The organism is Pseudoalteromonas sp. 23_GOM-1509m, from assembly GCF_000518425.1.
Classification (GTDB): domain Bacteria; phylum Pseudomonadota; class Gammaproteobacteria; order Enterobacterales; family Alteromonadaceae; genus Pseudoalteromonas; species Pseudoalteromonas tetraodonis.
In genome coordinates this window covers 59816-81903 of record NZ_JADO01000012.1, presented here as the reverse complement: position 1 = coordinate 81903, position 22088 = coordinate 59816, and the positions used below count along the sequence as shown (strand labels likewise).

The 22088-nt window shown below is 39.2% G+C and carries 20 protein-coding genes; 5 read left to right on the top strand and 15 right to left on the bottom strand.

The window, feature by feature from the left end:
- Positions 1 to 84: 84 nt before the first annotated feature.
- Positions 85 to 648: a YSC84-related protein gene (locus N523_RS0106090; protein ID WP_008108715.1), complete on the top strand. Its 564-nt coding sequence runs from the start codon at positions 85 to 87 to the stop codon at positions 646 to 648.
- Between the two features lie 353 nt (positions 649 to 1001).
- On the opposite strand, the gene N523_RS0106085 is transcribed toward N523_RS0106090, so the two are convergent.
- From N523_RS0106085 to N523_RS0106065, 5 genes are all read right to left on the bottom strand, one after another.
- On the bottom strand, positions 1002 to 2048 hold the full coding sequence (locus tag N523_RS0106085) for a patatin-like phospholipase family protein (protein ID WP_028834603.1): 1047 nt from the start codon (positions 2046 to 2048) through the stop codon (positions 1002 to 1004).
- 94 nt (positions 2049 to 2142) lie between these two features.
- A complete protein-coding gene (locus N523_RS0106080) occupies positions 2143 to 3549 on the bottom strand; it encodes an alanine/glycine:cation symporter family protein (RefSeq protein ID WP_028834602.1) in 1407 nt (468 codons plus the stop codon).
- A gap of 330 nt (positions 3550 to 3879) precedes the next feature.
- Positions 3880 to 4875: a patatin-like phospholipase family protein gene (locus N523_RS0106075; RefSeq protein ID WP_028834601.1), complete on the bottom strand. Its 996-nt coding sequence runs from the start codon at positions 4873 to 4875 to the stop codon at positions 3880 to 3882.
- 223 nt (positions 4876 to 5098) lie between these two features.
- Positions 5099 to 6091, bottom strand: coding sequence for an LLM class flavin-dependent oxidoreductase (locus N523_RS0106070; RefSeq protein WP_008468090.1), 993 nt, complete (start codon positions 6089 to 6091; stop codon positions 5099 to 5101).
- Between the two features lie 144 nt (positions 6092 to 6235).
- Positions 6236 to 6982, bottom strand: a complete 747-nt coding sequence (locus N523_RS0106065; protein ID WP_028834600.1) for a siderophore-interacting protein — start codon at positions 6980 to 6982, stop codon at positions 6236 to 6238.
- A 102-nt stretch (positions 6983 to 7084) separates the two neighbouring features.
- On the opposite strand from N523_RS0106065, the gene N523_RS0106060 reads away from it, so the two are divergent.
- The 3 genes from N523_RS0106060 to N523_RS0106050 all read left to right on the top strand — a co-directional run bounded on the left by N523_RS0106060 (position 7085) and on the right by N523_RS0106050 (position 9243).
- Positions 7085 to 7504 (top strand): MarR family winged helix-turn-helix transcriptional regulator, encoded by a 420-nt coding sequence (locus tag N523_RS0106060; protein ID WP_028834599.1) that lies wholly within the window; start codon positions 7085 to 7087, stop codon positions 7502 to 7504.
- Positions 7505 to 7585: 81 nt separating this feature from the next.
- On the top strand, positions 7586 to 7999 hold the full coding sequence (locus N523_RS0106055) for a LexA family protein (RefSeq protein WP_013463339.1): 414 nt from the start codon (positions 7586 to 7588) through the stop codon (positions 7997 to 7999).
- Positions 7987 to 9243, top strand: coding sequence for a Y-family DNA polymerase (locus tag N523_RS0106050; RefSeq protein ID WP_028834598.1), 1257 nt, complete (start codon positions 7987 to 7989; stop codon positions 9241 to 9243). Before N523_RS0106055 ends, N523_RS0106050 begins: the two co-directional genes overlap by 13 nt.
- Here N523_RS0106050 and N523_RS0106045 read toward each other — a convergent pair.
- The 5 genes from N523_RS0106045 to N523_RS0106025 all read right to left on the bottom strand — a co-directional run bounded on the left by N523_RS0106045 (position 9240) and on the right by N523_RS0106025 (position 11332).
- Positions 9240 to 9695, bottom strand: a complete 456-nt coding sequence (locus tag N523_RS0106045) for a hypothetical protein (RefSeq protein ID WP_008468096.1) — start codon at positions 9693 to 9695, stop codon at positions 9240 to 9242. The genes N523_RS0106050 and N523_RS0106045 overlap by 4 nt on opposite strands.
- A gap of 292 nt (positions 9696 to 9987) precedes the next feature.
- A complete protein-coding gene (locus tag N523_RS0106040) occupies positions 9988 to 10506 on the bottom strand; it encodes a DUF4240 domain-containing protein (RefSeq protein WP_024601008.1) in 519 nt (172 codons plus the stop codon).
- Positions 10503 to 10697: a YwbE family protein gene (locus N523_RS0106035; RefSeq protein ID WP_028834597.1), complete on the bottom strand. Its 195-nt coding sequence runs from the start codon at positions 10695 to 10697 to the stop codon at positions 10503 to 10505. The genes N523_RS0106040 and N523_RS0106035 overlap by 4 nt, the downstream gene beginning before the upstream one ends.
- Before the next feature lie 131 nt (positions 10698 to 10828).
- Complete coding sequence (locus N523_RS0106030; RefSeq protein ID WP_028834596.1) at positions 10829 to 11119, bottom strand: hypothetical protein; 291 nt, start codon at positions 11117 to 11119, stop codon at positions 10829 to 10831.
- A gap of 3 nt (positions 11120 to 11122) precedes the next feature.
- Positions 11123 to 11332 (bottom strand): hypothetical protein, encoded by a 210-nt coding sequence (locus N523_RS0106025; RefSeq protein WP_013463335.1) that lies wholly within the window; start codon positions 11330 to 11332, stop codon positions 11123 to 11125.
- 100 nt (positions 11333 to 11432) lie between these two features.
- Between N523_RS0106025 and N523_RS0106020 the strand changes: the two genes are divergently transcribed.
- Positions 11433 to 12236, top strand: coding sequence for an ion transporter (locus tag N523_RS0106020; protein WP_024601010.1), 804 nt, complete (start codon positions 11433 to 11435; stop codon positions 12234 to 12236).
- Between the two features lie 32 nt (positions 12237 to 12268).
- Here the strand turns inward: N523_RS0106020 and N523_RS0106015 are convergent, their stop codons facing one another.
- The 5 genes from N523_RS0106015 to N523_RS0105995 form a co-directional block, all read right to left on the bottom strand.
- Positions 12269 to 14227 carry a methyl-accepting chemotaxis protein gene (locus N523_RS0106015; RefSeq protein WP_028834595.1) on the bottom strand — a complete coding sequence of 653 codons (1959 nt, stop codon included), beginning with the start codon at positions 14225 to 14227 and terminating at the stop codon, positions 12269 to 12271.
- Positions 14228 to 14401: 174 nt separating this feature from the next.
- The gene (locus N523_RS0106010) at positions 14402 to 16621 is read right to left on the bottom strand and encodes a bifunctional diguanylate cyclase/phosphodiesterase (protein WP_028834594.1); all 2220 of its coding nucleotides are present in this window, start codon (positions 16619 to 16621) and stop codon (positions 14402 to 14404) included.
- Positions 16622 to 16962: 341 nt separating this feature from the next.
- Complete coding sequence (locus N523_RS0106005) at positions 16963 to 17832, bottom strand: MBL fold metallo-hydrolase (RefSeq protein ID WP_028834593.1); 870 nt, start codon at positions 17830 to 17832, stop codon at positions 16963 to 16965.
- A 148-nt stretch (positions 17833 to 17980) separates the two neighbouring features.
- Complete coding sequence (gene asd / locus N523_RS0106000; protein WP_028834592.1) at positions 17981 to 19120, bottom strand: aspartate-semialdehyde dehydrogenase; 1140 nt, start codon at positions 19118 to 19120, stop codon at positions 17981 to 17983.
- 202 nt (positions 19121 to 19322) lie between these two features.
- Positions 19323 to 22034 carry a TonB-dependent receptor domain-containing protein gene (locus tag N523_RS0105995; RefSeq protein WP_028834591.1) on the bottom strand — a complete coding sequence of 904 codons (2712 nt, stop codon included), beginning with the start codon at positions 22032 to 22034 and terminating at the stop codon, positions 19323 to 19325.
- Positions 22035 to 22088 lie beyond the last annotated feature (54 nt).

The window sequence follows — 22088 nt, the reverse complement described above, 5'->3', positions numbered from 1 at the left end:
CTGTCTAGTATTGGACATAATGAATTTTTGGTATTTATGCTAAACGCAGATTTATTAACCATATACCTTATTAAAGGAAAAATCATGAAAAAATTACTTCTGTTGAGCATGTTAGTTATTAGCGTTTTATTAACAGGTTGCGCTACTACAGGCAGTGCTTCCCCTGGAGAAAAACGTGCTTTAGTACAAAGTATGAAATCGAATACATTAACTGCTCTATACGAAAAAAAACCAGATGTTAAAACCCAAATCGCAAACTCTGCCGGTTATGCTGTATTTGATAATGCCAATGTAAACGTTATTTTAGCCAGTTTTGGTGGTGGGTACGGTGTAGTAAAAAATAACCTAACCGGAAAATCTACCTATATGAATATGGGTGAAGCTGGTTTAGGCTTAGGTTTAGGTGTTAAAGATTTCAATATTGTGATGGTTTTTCACGATCAAGCAGCGTTAAATAGATTTATTAAACATGGTTGGGCGTTCGGTGGTAATGCCGATGCTGCTGCAAAATACCAAGATAAAGGTGGTGCTTTAGTTGCCGAAGCTATTGCTGACCAAGTTACTGTTTACTCTTTAACCGAAAGTGGCCTTGCACTGCAAGCTGTTTTAAAAGGTACTAAATTTTGGGTCGATTCTGAGCTAAATTAAGACCTCAAAACCCTCTCATAAGTGGGCTAGTTTGTATGATTACGCCCACTTTAATTTAAATTACTCAATTTAACATAACGTAATTTATAGGTGATTAGCTATCAGCTATCAGCTAAAATAATTTAACGCTTATAAAATCTATTATTCAATGCTTATTATTCTCTTTTCATTGTGTAATGAATATCAGAAAACATGTATAAAATATTTAAAGTACAAAAAAACTTAGAATATTTATTTATCCGACCTAAAAAGCTAACTATTAAATATAATTAAAACTTAAACACTTTAATATAAAGGCTTACACTCTTTCATTTATATCGCTTGAGATGGTTATTTTAATTTTTAAAGTTAAATTAGTTATATAACTTCAAATCAAAATTCTCAGCATTTAATTTTTTATCAAACGCCTCGGCCAATTTCTCAGTTTCACTAAACACGGTGTTCCAATATTTAATACGCGTGTCTGCATCAAGATCAGTAAAGTCGTTTCTGTCTGGGATTTTTCCGTAAGGTAAACCCGCGGCAAATTCTTTTGATGGGGTGATCATCACAACGTTGTCGTAATTTTGTGGTGACACTTTTCGTTTTAAATTTTTATCGAACCACCCTGCTTTTGGTTCTGAATTAAAATGCGGATATAAAATTAAGCCTGGGTTATTAATTTTTAAATCAAAGTGGTAATCAATAATGCCGCCATCGCGGTAAATTCCTGGTGGCGAACCGGCAATATTTTTTATACCTTGCATTACTAGTGGTATAGAGCCCGATGCCAATAAGGCATCTTTTAAATTAGTTTGGCTAAGGACTATGTTTTGCGTTTTAAAATTGTAACTGTCGGTAATACTTAAATTACTATTGGGCGCGCCAAAAATAAAACGCTCATATTGCGAGCCTAATAATTTTCGATTAATGCGGTTAAGCATATAACTTTTTGATAAACCTAAAAGCTGTATTAATTTATGTTCGCTGGCAATAAACCCGTTAGATTTTGCGACAATAAAATGCGCTTTAAATACCGGATTATTTATAATTTCATTTACGCCATCATCACCAAATACATCTTCAAGTAATGCCCGGGCTTTAGTGGTAATTTCAGTTGGGGTGGGTTTATTATTAGAATATCGGGTTTGCGAATACGATTTTGCTAACCGCTTAATGGCTGCAACTGGATCGTTTTGTGCAAAACAGGCTGAACGAAAAGCCCCTGCAGATGAGCCAATTAAATTAAGCGGTTGAGTACGGTTTTTAAAAAATTCGCCAAATATATATTTATCTAAACCAAATAAGGTAAACCATTTAGGGCCACCACTTGCTCCTAAAAACGAGGTAAAAAGCTCAGGTTTAAACCCTTGTTCGTTTATTATTTTTGCTGCAGTTTTACCTGCAAAAATGTCGATCATCTAAAAATACTACCTGTAGAGTCGCAGTTTAATGTTGTTAAAGCTAAACTTAAAAATGAATACTTATGCAATATAAAACTTTTAAACTTTAATCTTAATCCCAAATTCCGTCTTCACATTTGCCCTGCACTTTTACGTTTTTTACCTTAAACTCAGGCTCTATGCCTTTGTCTCTTTGTGCGTGGTAGTCGTTAGTAACAGACAAAATAGTCGGTGTGAGTAGTATAATAGCGATTACGTTTACTACTGTCATTAACCCTAGGGCAATATCGGCTAAATCCCATACTTGTTTTAAGGTGGCTGATGCGCCCCACAACATCATTGATAAATAAAGCAAAGTATAAATACCGCGCCCTACTTTGTTATCGAGCTTAAATAAGTGGAGGTTACTTTCGGCGTAGGCGTAGTTAGCAACCACCGAGGTAAAAGCAAATAAAGTAATGGCAGCGGCTACAAAATACACGCCGCCTTGCGCTAAGTGTGAGGTCATAGCGCTTTGGGTTAAACGAATGCCTTCCATTTCGCCGCTTATGTTCACATCGGCCAATAAAATAATAACCGCGGTACAGCTACAAAGTACAATGGTGTCGAAGAACACGCCTAGCATTTGTATGTAACCTTGGGTAACCGGGTGGTTAGGAATGGGGCTGGCACTTGCCGATGCATGCGGCACACTACCTGCGCCTGCTTCGTTTGAATATAACCCCCGTTGAATACCGTTTTTAATCGCCGCCCCCATGGCGCCTGCGCCTGCTTCTTGTAAGCCAAATGCAGATAAAAATATATCTTTTAGCATACTGGGTACTTGGGTAAAGTTAATCAGTGTAATTACCACAGCAACAAGCACAAACACGATGCCCATAACAGGAACTACTCGCTCAGCAAAACGGGCAATAGCTTTAAATCCACCTAAAATAATTGAACCGGCTAACAAAGTGATCACGATGCCGGAATAGTGTGTGGGAATTTCAAAGGCATAATTAAGCGCATCGGTAATGGTGTTGGTTTGCATGGCGCTAAAGGTAAAGCCGTAACCTAAAAATAAACAGGCGGCAAACACAATAGCAAACGCACGGCTGCCTAAGCCTTGTTGAATATAATACGCAGGGCCACCTCTAAAATCGCCATTACTATCACGAATTTTATAAATTTGCCCAAGAATACTTTCTGCAAAACCGGTCGCCATACCCAGTATGGCAATCACCCACATCCAAAATATGGCGCCACTTCCACCAAGTGATATAGCAACAGCCACACCGGCTAAATTACCAGTACCAACACGCGCACAAAGCCCCGTACATAGAGCCTGAAATGAGCTAATGTTATTTTTATCACACTTGCTACTGCCTTTTAGCAAGCTAAACATATGTGTAAATTTAACGAGTTGAATAGCTTTTAAACGCACAGAAAACCATATGCCAGCAAAAAGTAAAATGTAAATGAGTACTTGGCCTTCGCCCCATAAAAGGCTATTTACACTTTTGATCAGCGTGTCGAACATCAGGCTTCCTTTTTATTATTATTTGCCACGGTATTAATTTAGCGACGTGAGTGTTTAAGTTTAGTAGAGACTTAGCCACTTTATAATAAAGCTAATTAGATGTGAATTATTTTTCTTTATTAATGAATATAAATTCATCCAGCAAACTGACTTATATTGCAGTGTAATTGCTGATGTAAAAGGAATGTTTTAGAAAGGAATTAGTCGCGTGCTTTAATAACCGTTAGCGCATTATTTTCGAGGTAAAAAACCGAATATTTCTCACGGCTAAATGACTGCCATGAGAACACAGTAAATGCTGATTTATTATCTTGCTGATTATAAACACAGCTACGCTATGTAGCTGTGTTTATAATCATCCTGATCTGGGTGATGGTTTTTTAAGTAGTTATGGCCTGCTGCTAAACCAAGTTTATAGTCAAATCGTAAGTCATCATTTGAGCTGCCTAATAACTTACTATACAACTTTTGATTTGCAAAAATTTGGATTATTTCTACATCTTTTGGTGGGTTAGCAATAAATGCTAACTCATCTTCGTAGGCTTGCTCATGTTGTAATAAGTAGTCTATTGTTTTTGGGCAATAGCCAGATACTTCAACAAATGATTTTAATTTACTTATCCATGCTGATTGAGCCTGAAAGGCTTCATCAACGGTGCGTATAACCACAATTTTGCGTGCGCCACGATTATAGGCTTCGCGTACAGGAAGCGGTGCGGCAAGGCCACCGTCTAAGTAAAAATCAGACTCTGACTGTATCTCGGTCTTACCTAATTCATTTGCGGCTAATGCATTTAACCACGGCGTCAATTTTACACCTTGCTTATATAAAAATGGCAGTGCACTTGACGCTTTTAATAGCTCTCGCCATTGCTGGCCTTCCCCTGTTGGGGATAAAAAATAAGGTTTGCGATCACGGGCATTAGTTGCAGTAATTAATAGCTCACGGTCACCTAAACTGGCTTTTGCGGTTTTAAAATCAAGCGCTCTGTTCACTTCGGTAGTTTTATCAAAGTACCAATCTAGGTCAACAATATGTTTACCCATTAGGCCACGACCTAATTGAAAAAAGCGTTTATGACGCGAAAGGCCTCTAATCAGGCGTTTAGCATAGCCTTTTTGACGCGCCAAATAGCTCGTTAAGTTTTGAGAGCCTGCAGATGTGCCAATAAATAAGTCAAATGGATCATACTCTTGCTCTAGCCAAGCATCGAGTACACCCGCGGTAAATATCCCTCGTTGTCCGCCACCTTCTGCTATCAGCGCTACTTTTGGTTGCACTGAGTTATTGCATGAATGGGGTGTCGTACTATTTTGAGATTTCACGCTTTACCTTCCTATTTATTTAGCTGAATTGTGTTGCATACCCTTATAATAATCGTTCAATATTCATAATTAAAATTGATTGTTTAAATCAGTTCTATTGAAAAAACAGAACAAACCTTTTCATTGCCACTTTTTAAATAATGTAAAATGGCCCCGACGTAATCAACTTTAATCTGTTTAATAGCATAACAAGCGTTGAGTGTACGCTTGCTTAACCAATTGCTTATCCATGTTTTATTTGCATTAAAATTTCAAGCGCTTTATGGCGCTTTTCATTATCAAATAAGTCGTTGGTGAATATAAGCTCATCAACCCCTAATTGATTTACAATCATTTCTAGCTTGTGTTTAATACTGGCTGGCCCACCGGTAACACTTAACCCTAAAAAGCTCTCAACATGAGCGCGCTCTTGTTCGCTCCACAAACCTTCCATTGTTTCTACTGGGGGTTTTAACCACAACTCGTCGCCTCTAATTAACGATAACACTCGCTGTTTGGATGTAGTTGATAAGTACTGTGCTTCTTCATCTGTATCTGCAGCCACTAAAGGTAATGCCAACATGACATAAGGCTTAGCTAATACATTTGATGGTTTAAATTCTCGTTTATACAAGGCTATTGCATCATGCACAAAACGCGGTGCAAAGTGCCCCGCAAATACATAGGGTAATCCTTTTTGTGCAGCTAACTGCGCACTAAATAAACTTGAACCTAAAAGCCAAATGGGAACATTGGTGTTTTCACCAGGTATTGCTCGCACGCGCTTAGTTCCCTCATAAGGGCCCAATAATGTTTGTAACTCGCTCACTTCATTAGGAAAGTTTTCAGCACGACTGATATCGTTATTTAATGCACGACTTGTCACAGGATCACTACCCGGGGCGCGCCCTAACCCTAAATCAATTCGACCTGGGTATAAACTTTCTAAGGTGCCAAATTGCTCAGCAACAACTAAAGGAGCATGATTAGGTAACATAATTCCACCCGACCCTACGCGTATTTTTTTAGTGTTACCGGCTATGTGCCCCACCAAAATTGAAGTAGCCGCACAAACAATCCCAGGCATATTATGATGCTCGGCTAACCAAAAACGGTTAAAACCGAGCTCATCAGCTTTTTGTGCATAGGCTGTACTTTTATTTAAGGTGTCACTCACAGTGGCGCCTTTAGGCATAGGCGCCAGTTCTAATAACGAAAAAGGAATAGTTGATAACAAAGTAGCACCTCCAAATTAAATAGCGATTTATAGCGCTAGCCATAAATAATGAGTCTATGCTAAGAGATGGGTGTGTATGACAGCCAATTCAAGGCGCCTTGCCTTTTAAAAGCTAAATAGCGATGTGATTGAACAACAATTAAGTTAGCTATTTTTAGCAGCAGCGTGTTGGCGCTTTAGTTTATAAGCTTCTGAATCAAGCCCTTTTTTCCAATAGCCCGATGCAACAATTTGACTGCGCGGTATAGCTAATTCATCAGTTAATATGGTTTTTGCTTTACGGACTAATCCGGCTTCAAGTGCCATAAATACAATAGGTTGTTGCTCACTAAGTGGTAGCGATTTTAATGCGTTTATCATATCTGTATCGGGGGTATTTGTTATTAACCACGTTACATCACGCGAGGAGTCTAAACTAATCACATCATCTTTTATTGGTGCATGGATAATCGCGTCAATTTTTGCGTTTATAGGCAATTGTTGCACGTAGCCTTTAATTGCATTAACCGAAGTTAAATCGCCAAGTAATAGATAATATGAATGATCATAGTTATCCAACTTTTTAGGGCCTGGCCCTGCTATACCCACTTCATCGCCTACTTTTGCTTCTTTAGCCCAATTAGTGGCTGGGCCTTGGTGCATATTTATCACAAAGTCGAGGGTAAGTGCACCAGTGTGCTCATCAACATGTCTTATAGTGTATGAACGCATACACGTAGTTTTAATATTAAAGTCAACGCGGCCATTTTGTGGAATAAGCACCTTAACGTAGTTACCAATGTATTGGGCACTCAGGTCGTTAAACTCATCTGAGCCGACAATAATGCGTTGTAAATGTGGGGTTATTTGCTTTGTGCTTAATACGGTTGCTTTGCGTACTTTTTTACCCATATAAATTTACCTCACTAAAATGATGAATTGCACAACGCCCCATTGGTTGATAAAATCAACTATAGCAATTTAATTGACTTTGTCAACCATTATGGATTTATTATGAACTCTTCATTGGCCAATACATTATTTGCTTTAATGCAAAATTATCGCGTTACCATACGCGAAGCCATTAATGCAGGTGAGCTTGGATTAAACGCGATGCATGTGCGTTGTCTGCATATTATTGCAGCGACACCTCAGTGCACTGCTAACGATATTGTGAATCAAACCCAACGCGACAAAGCCCAAATAGCACGATTAGTGAAAGAACTGCTCGCGCTAAACTTAATTCATAAAAATGCCAGTGAGCATGACAAGCGTTGTTTTATTCTGTCGTTTACCGCACAAGGGTGCACGCTTTACGACAAATTATTAAACGCTGAGCAGCATGTAAATGCGCAAATGTGTAAAAACTTAAACCCACAGCAAATCAATGACTTCTTAGATACAGCTCAGCAAATGATCAAAAATATGGATTGATCGCAGATCCATTACTTGGCATAACTTATATAAAACGCATACACTGTACACTTATACAGTATATGCGTTTTAGGTTGTGTTATGTTTGTTATTCCCATTTATATAGAGGCCGGTGTATGCGGATTTGAGTCACCTGCAGCACAATATACAGAGCTTGGCGTTTCACTTGATGAGTTATTAATAAAGCATCCTGATGCCACGTTTATTGGGATAGCGTCTGGGTGCTCTATGCAAGAAATTGGTATTTTTGAGGGCGACTTACTGTTGGTTGACCGTGCAGAAATACCAAAAGATGGCGATGTTATTGTGGCTAACTTAAATGGTTTATTTGTATGTAAGCTGCTTGATAAGACCAATGCACGCTTGCTATCAGCCTCTTCTGCTTATAAGCCGGTGCAATTGACTGAGTCAGATGAGTTTCAGCTTGAAGGTGTGGTAACTCGCTCTATTAGGCTGCATCGCCAAAGCCCTGAGTTACTTTCATGTATGCCTTAGTTGATGCCGTTGCTTTTTACGCCAGTGCCGAAAAAGTATTCGATCCGGCTATTCGCTCAAAGCCTGTGGTAGTGCTTACCAATAATGACGGCTGTGTGTGTGCGGTCTGCCCAATTGCGCGTAAGCTTAATATTCCTAAATTTGGCCCTTACTTTAAAGTTAAGCAGTTACTAGAACAAAACAATGTGGTTGTACGCTCTAGTAACTATGAACTATACGCTAATTTAAGCGACCGGATGATGAGTGTAATTGGCCGCTTTTGTGACACCCAGCATGTTTACAGTATCGATGAATCGTTTTTACACTTTAATGGTTATCAACCTTTAATTAACGATTGGCAAGCATATGGGCAACTAATTAGGCGTACTGTATGGCGCGAAACCAAACTCCCTGTTGGGGTTGGCTTTGGGCCAACACCGACCTTAGCCAAAGCCGCTAACCATGCAGCTAAAAAACTAACTGGCTTTAATGGTGTTGCAGTGATTGACGATGAAGTAAGTCGCCGCACTATTTTGCAACGAATGCACTGCCAAGATGTTTGGGGGGTGGGCAAACGTTTAGCTAAAAAGCTGGCTCTCATGGACATTCATACCGCGTGGCAACTGGCTGAGCAAAGCCCAAAAACAATTCGCCGCCAATTTAGTGTGGTGCTTGAGCGCACAATTAACGAGCTCAACGGCATTACCTGTTTAAACTGGGATGATGTACGCCAAGATAAACAAGCTATTTTTTCAACTCGTAGTTTTGGTCAGCGACTTTGCGACCCCGATGCAGTTAAAACCGCCCTAATAAATCATGCTAGTATAGTTGCACAAAAATTAAGAGCGCAACAGTCGCTCACTCATCGTATTTATATTTTTGCTGCCAGCTCATCACATGAACACGCCTTTTATAAAAAGTCAGTTATGCATCAATTTGATCCGCCTACTAACGATACTCGCGTTATGGCCAATGCGGTATCAAAGAGTTTTGAGCAAATATATCAACCGGGAATTCGATTTTATAAATGTGGTGTGGGCGCATTAGAGCTCAGCCCGCAGCAGTTTCAACAACATCATTTATTTGATAAGCAAACCGATAACCCGCAGTTAATGAGCTGTTTAGATGCTATTAATCATAGATACGGTAAAGGAATGCTTAGCGTGGCGAGCAGCCAATTAAATGATCATTGGCATATGAACAGGGCTTTTTTATCGCCGCAATACACGACTCGTTGGCGTGATATTCCAAAAATACAGTGTTAGTCGGCAACTTTAATAAATTCACATTCTACACTCGGATTGTCCAATGTGTATTTAAGCGTATTGCTGGTTAAAAAAGTAATGCTTTGTTTAATCGTTCCTTCATGGATAGGATTATCACAGCGGCTCATGCGTAAGCTATTTTCTAGGCCATCTGTTTTATATTTTAGCGAGCTGGTAATAAAACAATAATTTGGTTTTTCAATGGTACGAGTACCATTGTGTAAGGAGTTAAACAAAATCTCTTTGCCTAAGCTAAAACCTTGCTCAGGATCTTCAGGGTTATTAAATTGTAATCGGCTATTAGTACATAACCCAGAATTACTGGAGGTAACTTCGTAATTACCCAGCTTAGTTTGTAACAGCGGAATAAAGCGAGTTTTATTACTTGGGCCTGCTACTGCATAACAGCTAAAAAGGCTTATGGTAAGTAAAACCAGTGTGAAAAATTTCATTATAGGCTCTATCCTCGTGTATCAAATATGATCAAGCACTGTGACTATGCTTAGCTATTTCTAACTATAACAGAGATTTACTATAAAAGATGTGAAGTCGTTATACCATAAACACGTCTTTAAACTGTATTTAAAAATACGTAGCTCACAGCAAATACGATTACATTTTAAAACAGTTCAGTTAGTGAAATAAGAGGATGTGAAGGATAGCGCAAGCTGTATCAAAACCTAAGCAACATAAAATGCATTACCCCTAACCCAAAGTAATGCATTAATAGTCAAAAGTGAGCGATTACTGCCAATACTTAGCAAATAATTGCGGGTAATTTTGTTTTAAAAACTTAGGTTTGTCTTTAAAGCGCTTACCTTTAGGTTGTTCAAGCCCTGAGGGGATAAAGGGTAACTCATCGTCATTACGTTCTTCATATAACAAACCTGCAATTAGGTCATACTCATCTAAATACGGATAAGGTTGCTCGTTTAAAAAATAAAGAGGTGTGCACTGTGCAAGGCTATCGGGGTTTTCTAACGCTGCTTTAAATACCGCTTCACCCCGAGAAATTAGCCAACAACGAAATTCAGAAAAACCATATTCATCATTACAACCAGCCATTACAAACGCCGCACCAAATAAATCCCAAGTATAACTTTGGCGCATACAAATACTAAACTGTTTATCAAATTCAATAAGCTGCTCGTCGGATAAATCACTCAATGCAGCCTTAAGGGATTGGCATACAGACTCAGGCTCTGCGGTTCTGTCGTTTACAGTTACCAATCGCCAAAAATCAGTTAAGGTTAAATCGCTCATGCAATGATCTCTTTTACCCGACCTACTTGACCATCTTCTAACTGTACTTTAATACCGTGCGGATGATTAGGTGACTTGGTTAATAAACGCGACACAATACCATTGGTTAAAGTACCACTGCGTTGATCTTGTTTAAGCACAATATTAACCTCAATGCCGGGTGTTATTTGTGAACGTGTTGGAACAGCCATATATAATCTCTTTTGCTATTTTTGGGGATTATAGCCTGCTTAATAAAATCACTCCATATTAAAGCTTTTAAAGGCCCTATAAATGCCTAATTCAAGCTAATGTGAAGAATAAACAAAACCCATCGTACACATTATGGCTGCTTAGAAAATGAAATGGCATTGGCTTTAATATGTATGTTTAAGCTGGCTAACGCATTACAAATAAGCTGCTCAATGTAATCAAGCTGATTTTTTTGTTTAGCCTGCTCTAGTGCAATATCATCAATAAAATAACAACTTACTTTAAACTTAGAAGGTAAATTGTTTAAATCTGCTGAATGGGTAAGAAAGCTAAAGTCCTCCACAGTATCTTTTATTTGCTCACAAGCGAGCGTTAATTGCTGACGAATACGTTTATCTAGCTGCTTTTGGGTTTTGGTCATCGTTTATTGCTGCTCGCGAGCTTGTTGTTCTTTAAATTCTTTGTAACTGTCTTGCTGTTGTTTAACACACTCATGGTATTCCTTATCTGCCATGTAGCTGCATTCACCCAACCGCGCTGATTGAATTTCATGGTAGCGGCTATCGCTGCTACATCCCGCTAACACCAATAATGCGGATAACGAAAATAGATATTTTAACTTATTATTTAACATTCAAAATTCCTACTATTTTAACGGGAAAACTACTGATCTTCGTTATTTTTGCTGTATATTGCACTGGTTTTGTATTTATAACCGTTAAGGGCACGTTATGATGTTGTCGCAGTTACAAGAGCTGTTCCAGCGTATCGATAAAAGTAAACTATTTCAATCATTTGTTATTGCAGTTATTGTTGTTTCTGCATTGACCGTGGGCGCACATACTTATTCATTGCACCCAACCGCCGAACTCGTTCTACATTGGATGGATATAGGCATAACGGTGTTTTTCTTAATTGAACTGATTATTCGCTATATTGCCAGCAAAGGTATCAAGGACTTTTTCTCCAAAGGTTGGAACATTTTTGACTTCATTATCGTGATCGGAAGTTTATACCCCGCGGCAGGCTCTACTATTTTTATTGCTCGACTGCTGCGTATTTTCCGCGTGTTACGATTAGTCTCAATGATCCCAGAACTGCGCTTATTAGTAAATTCGCTAATAAAAGCAATACCGCAAATGGGCTACATTGCGCTACTCATGTTCGTTATATTTTATATTTATGCCGCCACTGGCAGTATGTTGTTTGCTGATATAAATCCGGTACTTTGGGGCGATGTGTCTATTTCTATGCTCACCCTGTTTAGAATAGCCACCTTTGAAGATTGGACTGACGTCATGTACGAAACCATGGCCGTGTACAAATTAAGTTGGATTTTTTACCTAACCTTTATCTTTTTAACTGCATTTGTGTTTTTAAATATGATGGTTGGCGCTATTTTAGAAGTGATGAGTGAAGAGCATCGCAATGCACGAGAAGAGCAAGCCGATATAGACTCACTCCCTGCCACCCAAGGCCAAGTAAACGAATTAAAAGCACAACTAGCAGAATTAAAAGAACTACTTAAAAATAAGTAGCAGGGATAAAAAGGGCATGCATTTGCTTGCCCTTACACTTTAAATTTACCCACTAATCCCGTTAAAATTGACGAAAGACGATTCATTTCATTGCCGTTTTCACTGGTGCTCACGGCAATATCACTCACCTCATCAGCCGCATTTTTAATTTCAGTAACATTGCGGTTTATATCTTCAGCTACATGTTGTTGCTCTTCAGCAGCGGTGGCTATTTGGGTATTCAAATCACTAATATGAACTATAGATGACGTGATCTCACTAAATTGTTGCTGCGCCGAATGCGCAAGCTCGACAGTTTTATTAGTGGTTTCTATACTGCGTTGCATATCTTTAGATACCTTAGATGACATAGTACGTAGTTTATCAAGCTGTGAAGCCACTTCTTCGGTTGACTCAGCGGTTCGTTGCGATAACGCGCGCACTTCGTCGGCCACCACAGCAAAGCCGCGTCCGTGCTCACCGGCACGTGCAGCTTCTATTGCAGCATTTAAGGCCAATAAGTTAGTTTGTTCTGAAATACCGCGAATAACACTGAGTATCGACATAATGTTTTCGCTTTCAGTATCTAGCTGAGTAATATCTGCTGAGGCATTGTTTATTACCTCACATAGCTGAACCACACTTTCCACAGTTTGTGTAATAACCGATTGCCCCAAGTCTGATGCTTGCTGTGTTTGAACAGCCAAATCCGCTGCATTTGCACAACTGCTAGACACTTCGTTTGCGGTGGCAGCCATTTCATTAATAGCCGTAGCTGCCATCTCTAAAGCTTGTTGCTGTTGGCTGGTGGAGCTTGTTAATTGTGCCGCTTGCGATGAGGTTTGTGATGAGGTTTTACTTACATTTTGCGCGCACTCATTAATTTGAGTTACCAGCTCGCTGATCAAGTTTAAAAATAAATTAAAGCTATTAGCCAGTTTAGCGGTTTCATCTTTGGTTTTTATTGTTAAGCGTTGGGTTAAATCACCGCCACCTTGCGATATTTCAGTTAAGCCATCACTCACTTCAACAATAGGGGCTGATATTAATTTAGAAATATAACTCGCTATAGCAACAAATACGGCAATTAATATCGCACTAATAACCAATATGGTATAAGCCATGGTATTCGCCGTGCTCATCACTTCGGCTTTCTCTACTACCCCAATAAACTTCCAGCCTAAGGTAGCAGAGGTATGAATATTAGCCATATATTGTTTACCATCTATCTCTACATCAAACAGCCCTTGGGTATTTTTAGCTAAGTCGGCGTATTTTCCCCCCTCAAGATCTGCTAAGTTTTTAAATCGGTAATCTGGGTGTTTAACATCCACCAGCACACTGCCACTATCTTCAATCAACATTAAATAACCGGTTTCGCCTAATTTAATATCGGCAATAATATCGGTAAGCCCGCCTAATGATACATCCATTCCTTGGGCGCCAATTAATTGCCCGTTATCAATAATCGCTTTAACCGTAGATACAATAACTAAATCATCAGCGGCCCAATAATAGGCATTAGTTCGCGTTGTTTTACCATTAGCCGCTTTTGCTGCCATATACCAGGGGCGCTCGCGCGGATCATAATTGGCGTTTACTTTCCCCATGGGCCATTGAATATACCCCCCTTGTTCGTTTCCCATGTAAATATAAGCAAGTCCAGGGTGTGTTTGGCCAAAATGGTCAAACAAGCTATAAGCAACTTGCTCTGTTGGGCTTTGATTAGGATGGTTAAGCATCACTGAGTTGGAAGCATCCATATGGGTTTTAACATTGGTGCGTGCGTTTTTAATGGTGGTGTGGGATGCTAAATAATCAACATTTTTGGCAATTTCGGCAAAAAACATCGTAATAGCGTTGTCTACTTGGCGCGCTTCTCGCTCACTCAATTGAGAAAAATTATCGAGTGCTTGCTCCCTCGTTTGCGATATAACAATAGCAGCAATTACAAACAAAGGCAGTGCGATAGCTGATGCAAAAGACAGCTTTAATTTTTTTGATATATTCATGTAGTTACATCCCAAGAAGCTAGATAAAATATAGTCTTGGAATATGTATTGAGCAAGAAATTAGCAATTATTTAAACATCACTCATTTAATCTTCAACCAATGACAGTTAAGCGCCTGTTTACTGTTTGTATGGTCACCATAAATCATGAATATCATTTAATAAAGATGAGAGGTTACTTTTCAAATAGTTCACTCAAGGACTGTGGTTTATGGATAGCATAACCTTGAACGTAATCGACTCCCATTTGTTTTAAGATAGACTTAATTTGCTCGGTTTCGACAAATTCAGCAATTGTCTTCATCCCCATAATTTGACCTATTTCATTAATAGCTTTAACCATAGCATGATCTATTGGGTCACTTGCGATATCTTTAACGAAAATGCCATCAATTTTTAGGTAATCAACTTTAAGATTTTTAAGGTACCCAAACGATGATAACCCACTACCAAAATCATCAAGTGCGAAACGACATCCAAACTTTTTCAGCTTATTAATAAACTTTCCTGCAAGCTCTAAATTTGAAATAGCTGCCGTCTCTGTAATTTCAAAACAAATTTTATGACTGTTTACCCCTAGCGTTTGTAGTTGCTCAATAATAAAATCAAGAAAACTCTCATCAGTCAGCGATTGCCCTGAAAGATTAATAGAAACAAAATTAATATTTTTAAGAAAAGCAGCGTTACTAACAATTAAACTAAAGGCGTTTTTAACAACCCATCTGTCCACTTTTACAATTAAATGATAACGCTCGGCTGCAGGTAAAAATGCACCAGGCGATATAACATTATCATGCTCATCAATCATTCTTAGTAACAGTTCGTAATGTTTATTTGAATCACTGGTCAGCGGTTCAATTGCTTGCGCATACAGGCGAAAGCTGTCTTCATCAATCGCGTATTGAATACGGTTTACCCACAGCATTTCACTTTGCCTTTGTACCAATTCTTTATCGTTTTCATAATGTACGTGAATACGATTTCGCCCTTTATCCTTTGCAATGTAGCAGGCAACATCGGCTACTTTTAACACTTCGATAAAGTCGAGTGCTTTTTCTGTAATTTGCATTAGCCCTATACTGGCACCAATACGAAAACTTCGCCCTTCCCATATAAATTGAAAGTCCTCAATAGCGCTTTGAATAGAGAGTGTTATGCGGTGCGCATCACTAAACGAGCAATCCTCCATTAAAATAGCAAATTCATCTCCGCCAAGGCGCGCCACTATGTCTGATTGCCGAACAGCTTTTTCCAGAATAAAACTAAGTTGGCGAAGTAATTCATCACCCGCTGAGTGACCGCAAGTATCGTTTACAACTTTAAATTGATCGAGATCCATATAACATAAAGCATGAACAGGCCGGTTATGAGCAGGAACAGCAAGTAGTAGCTCTGTTCGACGTTTAAACTCTCTGCGATTTAGCAACCCCGTTAGTGAGTCATGAGTAGACTGATAACTGAGTTTTTCCTCTGATTTTTTTCGTGCTGTAATATCAATATGAGTACCGACTAAACGGGTGATCTCCCCTTCTTCACTTTCAACCATGAAAGAACGAGATAAAATATTGATATAATGGCCGTCTTTATGGCGCATTCTAAATTCGACTTCATATTTTTTTATTTTCGCATCTATAAAAGATTGGATCTGCGCAAGCGTTTGTTCTAGGTCGTCAGGGTGTAATAAGCCTTCCCAGGTTGAGAAATGATCAACCAGCTCGTCCTCTGCATAACCTAACATTGATTTCCAGCGGGGTGAGTAATACATTTTATCGTTGGCTATATCCCAATCCCATAAGCCATCATTTGCGCCTTGCATAGCTAAACTCAAACGCTCTTCATTGGCTAGCGCTTTTTCTTTTTCGAGAATAAGTTCTTTATGTTGCTGCTCTAATGAAAGAGTCATTTGCGTCAATGAGTCAGATAATATATTTATTTTACTATTTGCCTGCGTTAAATCAGTAATATCGTAAAAAATCACCAAATACATTTGCTCAAAATCGGTTAAGGGCGCACAGCTGGCAAGCACGGTTCGTTGTGCACCATTTTTGCAATGTACATCTAACTTTATAGGTTCAAAGTCGGTATTTGTTTTTTTTGCTCGCTCAGTGTTTTTTTCCCATGAACTAATCACCCATTCACGGTATTTAGGGTTTGGGTAGGCTTTGGGCCACCAATCATTTAGTGTGGGAATATCGCTAAGTTTATAACCATAAAGCCTTGTAAACATGGGGTTTACATTAATAATATTTCCATATACGTCATTTAATGCAAAGGGCAAAGGCGAGGAATTAAAAATATTTAAAAAGATATGGCTTTGGGCTGAGCTTGTTTCTAGCTCAGATATTCGAGAATGTGCGATAGCTAATTCAGACTGAAGTTGCTCAATGCTATTCATTTATGCTTCCCAAGAATATAAATATCATAAAAAACCTGTAGTCAGGTTTATGCGTAAAACTGGCGAATAAATGCAACATTTAAATAGCATTTTGCGATGAAATTATTATACAGAGTCAAACGAGTGTTTAGTTGAGCATTGATAGTAGGCATTAAAACGGATTTAAGCAACTTATCATAATTATTAGGTAGTTATACGATGTTGCAACGTAAAATTATCACGCCTATTTTATAAAAATAACCATGCTATATTCAGGTATGAGAGATGGTTAAGCGCTCATCTAAATACAATAAATTTACTTGTGCTTATTACTCTATCCGAATAATCATTATGATATTGAACTATAATTGGTTTAAGGGAATTTTAAGGTAGCTTATGCCGTTATCTTCAGCGGGAGGTGGGTTGCCAGCTCTAATATTCATTTGAATAGCAGGTAAAATTAAGCGAGGCATAGGTAATTCTTCGTCACGGCTATCGCGCATTTGGACAAACTGCTCTTTGCTTATTTTAGTCTTTACATGAATATTTGTTTCTTTTTGTTCTTTTACTGTGACCGCAAAACGGTGATTTCGTTTTTCAGTCGGATAATCATGGCATACATAAATTGTTGCCTCATCGGGCATCAAGAGTAGTTTCTGGATTGAATCGTATAATGTTTCAGAGCTACCACCTGGAAAGTCACACCTTGCTGTGCCTACGTCAGGCATAAAAATCGTATCACCAACAAAAATGGCCTCTTCATTTATAATGTAAACTAAGTCGGCGGGTGTATGCCCCGGTGTGTGCATTACTCGTATTGATAACTGGCCAACATTAAAACTATCTCCATCTTTTAATAGTCGGTCAAAATCAGCCCCATTGGGTAAAAATTCTTTTTCAAGATTAAATAGCGCCTTAAAGCTTTGTTGTACCGTTTTGATATGTTCACCTATGGCGATTTTAGCACCAAAGTGTTTTTTAAAATAAGGAGCTGCAGAGATATGATCGGCATGAGCATGTGTTTCGAGAACCCACTCTAATGAAAGAGAATGGCTTTGAAGGTACTCGCCGATTTTTTTGGCGCCTGATTCACAGCTGCGACCTGATTTATAATCAAAATTTAAAACGGGATCAATCAAGATTGCTTGCTGAGAGTTACTATCAGAAACAACATAACTAAAGGTTTCGCTATCGTCATCAAGAAATGCGTGAACATGAAATTTACTGTGCATAATATTCTCCAATAAGTCTGAACTCATCACTTGAATTAATAAAAATGACCGGAAGCAATAATATAAACGTTGGTAAAGGCTATGAAGATATTAGCGATTTAATTATTAAATAAAAAGGGCTAGCCAATGCTAACCCTCAAAGTAAATATTATTTATTATCAACAATAATACGTAACATACGACGCAGTGGCTCTGCTGCGCCCCATAAAAGCTGATCGCCTACGGTAAAGGCACTGATATATTTTGGCCCCATGGCGAGTTTGCGAATACGGCCAACAGGTATACTTAACGTACCGGTTACTTTAACTGGGGTTAAGTCGGTACTGGTAATGTCACGCTCATTAGGAATTACTTTAACCCACTCATTGTGCGAGGCTAAAATTTCTTCTATTTTTTCTACGCTAATGTCTTCACGTAATTTAATGGTCATCGCTTGGCTATGACAACGCATTGCACCAATGCGTACACATAAACCATCAATAGGCACAGGTTGTTTAGATGAGCCTAAGATTTTGTTGGCTTCAACTTGCGCTTTCCACTCTTCTTTAGATTGACCGCTTGGCATAGGCACATCAATCCATGGGATTAAGCTACCCGCCAGTGGCACACCAAACTGGTCTTGTGGCAAATCGCTTGATGCCATTTTTTCGCTGACTATTTTATCAATTTCTAAAATAGCTGAACTTGGGTTATCTAGTTGCTGTGCAACACTTGCATGAATAGCCCCCATTTGAGCTATGAGTTCTTTCATATTGCGTGCACCCGCGCCCGATGCTGCTTGGTAAGTCATTGGGCTTACCCATTCGATTAGGTCTTGCTCAAATAAACCACCCAGCGCTAGTAGCATAAGTGAAACCGTGCAGTTACCACCTACAAAGGTTTTAACGCCTTGCTCTAGCCCTTGTTCAATGACATCTTTGTTAACAGGGTCAAGTACGATAATACTGTCGTCACTCATACGCAGTGCAGAGGCTGCATCTATCCAATAGCCATCCCAACCTGATTCACGTAATTTTGGATACACCGCATTGGTATAATCGCCACCCTGACAGGTAACAATAATGTCCATTTTTGCAAGCTCAGAAATATCGCTGGCATCTAAAAGCGGTTTAGCTGCACCCGCTAACTCAGGGCCAAGCTGACCTGCTTGTGAGGTGGTGAAAAAGGTGGTGTCGATATGTGCAAAATCATGTTGTTGTTCCATTCGCTCTAGTAACACTGAGCCTACCATGCCGCGCCATCCGACTAATCCTACTTTTTTCATTGTTTGTTCCACTGTTTGATTCATAAAAGGAGCCTATACATTAAAAATTAAAAATTCATTGCGTGAGATTTAATTTTTACAGCCCTAAGCTAACACCACCAGCACGCTAAAACTAGTCAATAAACTGTAACTTAAATATTTTTCATACACATAAAAAAGCCCTGTATAAAATACAGGGCTAATGAGTAGTTAGGCGTTGTTATAAATCCTATCCTTGGGCTTTTACTTAAAACTCGTAACTATAACTAATATCAAAGTTCATACCGACTTCTTTAGAGCGAACAATAATATCTGATTGCGATACTTCCTGATCTTCATTAAGTAGGTTTTTAACTTTAAACTTCACCTTAGAGTTAAAGTCAGGGTAAAAGGTATAAACTAAATCAAGTGAATGAAATGGCTGCTCATAAGCATCATCTCGACTCGCAACACCTGCTGCTAAAATACGTTCACCAAATACGTTATAAACCAAAGAACTACTGTGCATTCCGTCGAGTGAATCGTAGTTAAGTTGTAAATTAACTACGTACTCTGAGTGACCCGTCATACGTTTTTTAGGGTTAGTTAAGGTGCCCGCAAGCGCAGGATCGATAGACGCTTCTGAATCACTCAAAGTTATATTACCACTGGTAAATAACCCTTCAGATAAAAACGTAAGATCTTGCAACCATTCAGCTTCTATACCGTAGACCTCAGCGGTTTCACCATTGATAAATGAGGCTGAATAGTCTTCATCGCCAATATTTAGAACCGTTTCAATGGGTGAAGTAATATCTTTGTAAAAGGCAGCCACACTAAACGAATTACCGGCTTCACCGTAATATTCATAACGTAGGTCATAGTTTTTAATTGGGCTACTTTTAAGCCCTGTACGGCCAAATGTTCTAATATCGGTAAGTGGGTCAAAGTAAGTAACCGGTACCACTTCACGAAAATCCGGACGAACTACCGTTTCACCATAGCCTGCACGTATTTGGTAGTTATCAGCGCCTACATAGGTGACAGAAAGCGCAGGGTACCAATCATCGGAAACAATAGAGCCTGCTTGAATTTTTTCAGGGTCGTAGAAAGTATTTAAGTCATCTTGATCAAATATTAGGCTAGATGTACCAATAGACGTTTGTTTAAATTGTTCATAGCGTACACCACCGCTAATGCGTAGCCATTGATCATAAAACACATCAAACGAGGCGTAACCCGCATCTACTTTTTGTCCTGCTAGGTAATCATCCGCATCAGGAGCTGTTGGTTCGTTAAAATCAACCAGTATCGCGTTATTATTAATAAATTCATCGCTTAGATACCCGCTATTATTTAGCGCATTATCACTGCCATCATTTATAGTGATACCAGCACCACCACTGTTATTAATAGCAAAACTTGAGGTATTAAAAATACGCGCTCTATCTGAAAAGTCATACCCTACTTTAAATTCAACATCCATGCTGTCAAAGCTAAGCGGTAAGTTTAAATTACCACTGTAAGACTTAACTCGTTCTTCCATGTTGGTGTATGACATAATCACACGGTTATCATCACCCGTGATTTGAGAACCTACATACGACCCGTCTGTGTTGTACTCATCGCGAAATTCAAAATCAGCATTCGTCGGAATATCCGTTGTTGCCTTCGCTTCGGTATACTGCCAATCAGCGCCAATCCCCATGTAATCTAAAAAGGTGTGCTGACCAATAAACTGGGTAATATTGAGTTGTCGCTCTTCGTAGTTAAAAGTATGGTTACGATTAGCAACGCCATCCCCTGCAATACTAAATGTTGAACTACCCGCTGGACTTTGCGAAATAGCAATTTCAGACTCATCTTCATTATCAATAATGTATAGCTGCTGCGCTGATATACTGTGAGTACCTAAGGTATAGCCTAAACTAAATGACGCATTATAACGCTCGTTTTCTGTGGTCACTTGGGAATTTTTTACAGTATTAAAACATGAATTTGCGACATCATCTGCAGTATTTAGCGCTGTCGTACAGTCAATTTTACCGTCTTCATTTTTTAAATCTTGGCTTATCACTGAGCTAAATCGGTCTTCAAAATCCCACTCATTTTTATAAGCGCCAGAAAGCATAAAGCCTAACTTGCCGCCAAAGTAAGATTCGCTAAAGCTATCACCGTAATGGGCTTTAATATTGTATTGTGGATCGAGAGAGTCTTCTTTTAACTCATAACCACGCGGTAACGACTTAAGCAATTCGTTATTAATCGCAGTCGCTTGCTCTGCACGCGTTGTATCACCATCGACTAAGCCATCGCGTTTTACTATGTTGCCAATACCAAAATCACCTCGGTATTGTGTTATTGCAGATGATAACGCATCAGGTAGTCCGCTTTCTTTACGGTTGTAAGTAAAGCCGTCACTTGCAGCAGTGTTATAACCAACACCCACCTCTACACCCGCTGTAAACTCGCTCGGTGCAGTTTTGGTTCTAATGTCAATATTACCGCCACCAAACGCGGCGGGCATATTTGGTGAGTAAGCTTTTTGTACTGCCATGCTTGAAATTATACTAGCGGGAAAAATATCAAGCGGGATCACATTGCGAGTTAGATCGGGGCTGGGTATGTACGCGCCATTTAAACGTGCGCTCGAATAACGTTCACCTAAACCACGCACATAAATGAACTTGCCATCAACGAGGGTCAAACCGGTTACACGCCTAAGGGCAGAGGCAGCATCACTATCGCCAGTACGTGCTAATTGCTCTGAGCCTAAAATATCGGCTACAAAGGCTTGATTTTTTCGCTCTTCAACCACAGCAGCAGCACTGCCTTGTAAGCGCGTACCTACTGCCACTACTTCTTCTATTTCTTGGGCTACATCAACATCATTTTGCGCAGCAAATAGGCTTACAGATTGGGCACACAGCCCTAAACCAATCGCCCATGTAATTTGATTAAGTCTATGCTTTTTAGACATAAGATACATCCTGATCAGATTATACAAAAGAGGCGCCAAACGCTTATTATGCAA

Bases quoted from the DNA above. Each gene is read 5' to 3' on its own strand.
- N523_RS0106065 (WP_028834600.1), bottom strand. From the start codon at position 6,982: ATGGGTAAAAAAGTACGCAAAGCAACCGTATTAAGCACAAAGCAAATA.
- N523_RS0106030 (WP_028834596.1), bottom strand. From the start codon at position 11,119: ATGACCAAAACCCAAAAGCAGCTAGATAAACGTATTCGTCAGCAATTA.
- N523_RS0106060 (WP_028834599.1), top strand. From the start codon at position 7,085: ATGAACTCTTCATTGGCCAATACATTATTTGCTTTAATGCAAAATTAT.
- N523_RS0106015 (WP_028834595.1), bottom strand. From the start codon at position 14,227: ATGAATATATCAAAAAAATTAAAGCTGTCTTTTGCATCAGCTATCGCA.
- N523_RS0106045 (WP_008468096.1), bottom strand. From the start codon at position 9,695: ATGAAATTTTTCACACTGGTTTTACTTACCATAAGCCTTTTTAGCTGT.
- N523_RS0106025 (WP_013463335.1), bottom strand. From the start codon at position 11,332: ATGTTAAATAATAAGTTAAAATATCTATTTTCGTTATCCGCATTATTG.
- N523_RS0106020 (WP_024601010.1), top strand. From the start codon at position 11,433: ATGTTGTCGCAGTTACAAGAGCTGTTCCAGCGTATCGATAAAAGTAAA.
- N523_RS0106050 (WP_028834598.1), top strand. From the start codon at position 7,987: ATGTATGCCTTAGTTGATGCCGTTGCTTTTTACGCCAGTGCCGAAAAA.
- N523_RS0106055 (WP_013463339.1), top strand. From the start codon at position 7,586: ATGTTTGTTATTCCCATTTATATAGAGGCCGGTGTATGCGGATTTGAG.
- N523_RS0106040 (WP_024601008.1), bottom strand. From the start codon at position 10,506: ATGAGCGATTTAACCTTAACTGATTTTTGGCGATTGGTAACTGTAAAC.
- N523_RS0106005 (WP_028834593.1), bottom strand. From the start codon at position 17,832: ATGCACAGTAAATTTCATGTTCACGCATTTCTTGATGACGATAGCGAA.
- N523_RS0106010 (WP_028834594.1), bottom strand. From the start codon at position 16,621: ATGAATAGCATTGAGCAACTTCAGTCTGAATTAGCTATCGCACATTCT.
- asd (WP_028834592.1), bottom strand. From the start codon at position 19,120: ATGAATCAAACAGTGGAACAAACAATGAAAAAAGTAGGATTAGTCGGA.
- N523_RS0105995 (WP_028834591.1), bottom strand. From the start codon at position 22,034: ATGTCTAAAAAGCATAGACTTAATCAAATTACATGGGCGATTGGTTTA.
- N523_RS0106035 (WP_028834597.1), bottom strand. From the start codon at position 10,697: ATGGCTGTTCCAACACGTTCACAAATAACACCCGGCATTGAGGTTAAT.
- N523_RS0106080 (WP_028834602.1), bottom strand. From the start codon at position 3,549: ATGTTCGACACGCTGATCAAAAGTGTAAATAGCCTTTTATGGGGCGAA.
- N523_RS0106090 (WP_008108715.1), top strand. From the start codon at position 85: ATGAAAAAATTACTTCTGTTGAGCATGTTAGTTATTAGCGTTTTATTA.
- N523_RS0106085 (WP_028834603.1), bottom strand. From the start codon at position 2,048: ATGATCGACATTTTTGCAGGTAAAACTGCAGCAAAAATAATAAACGAA.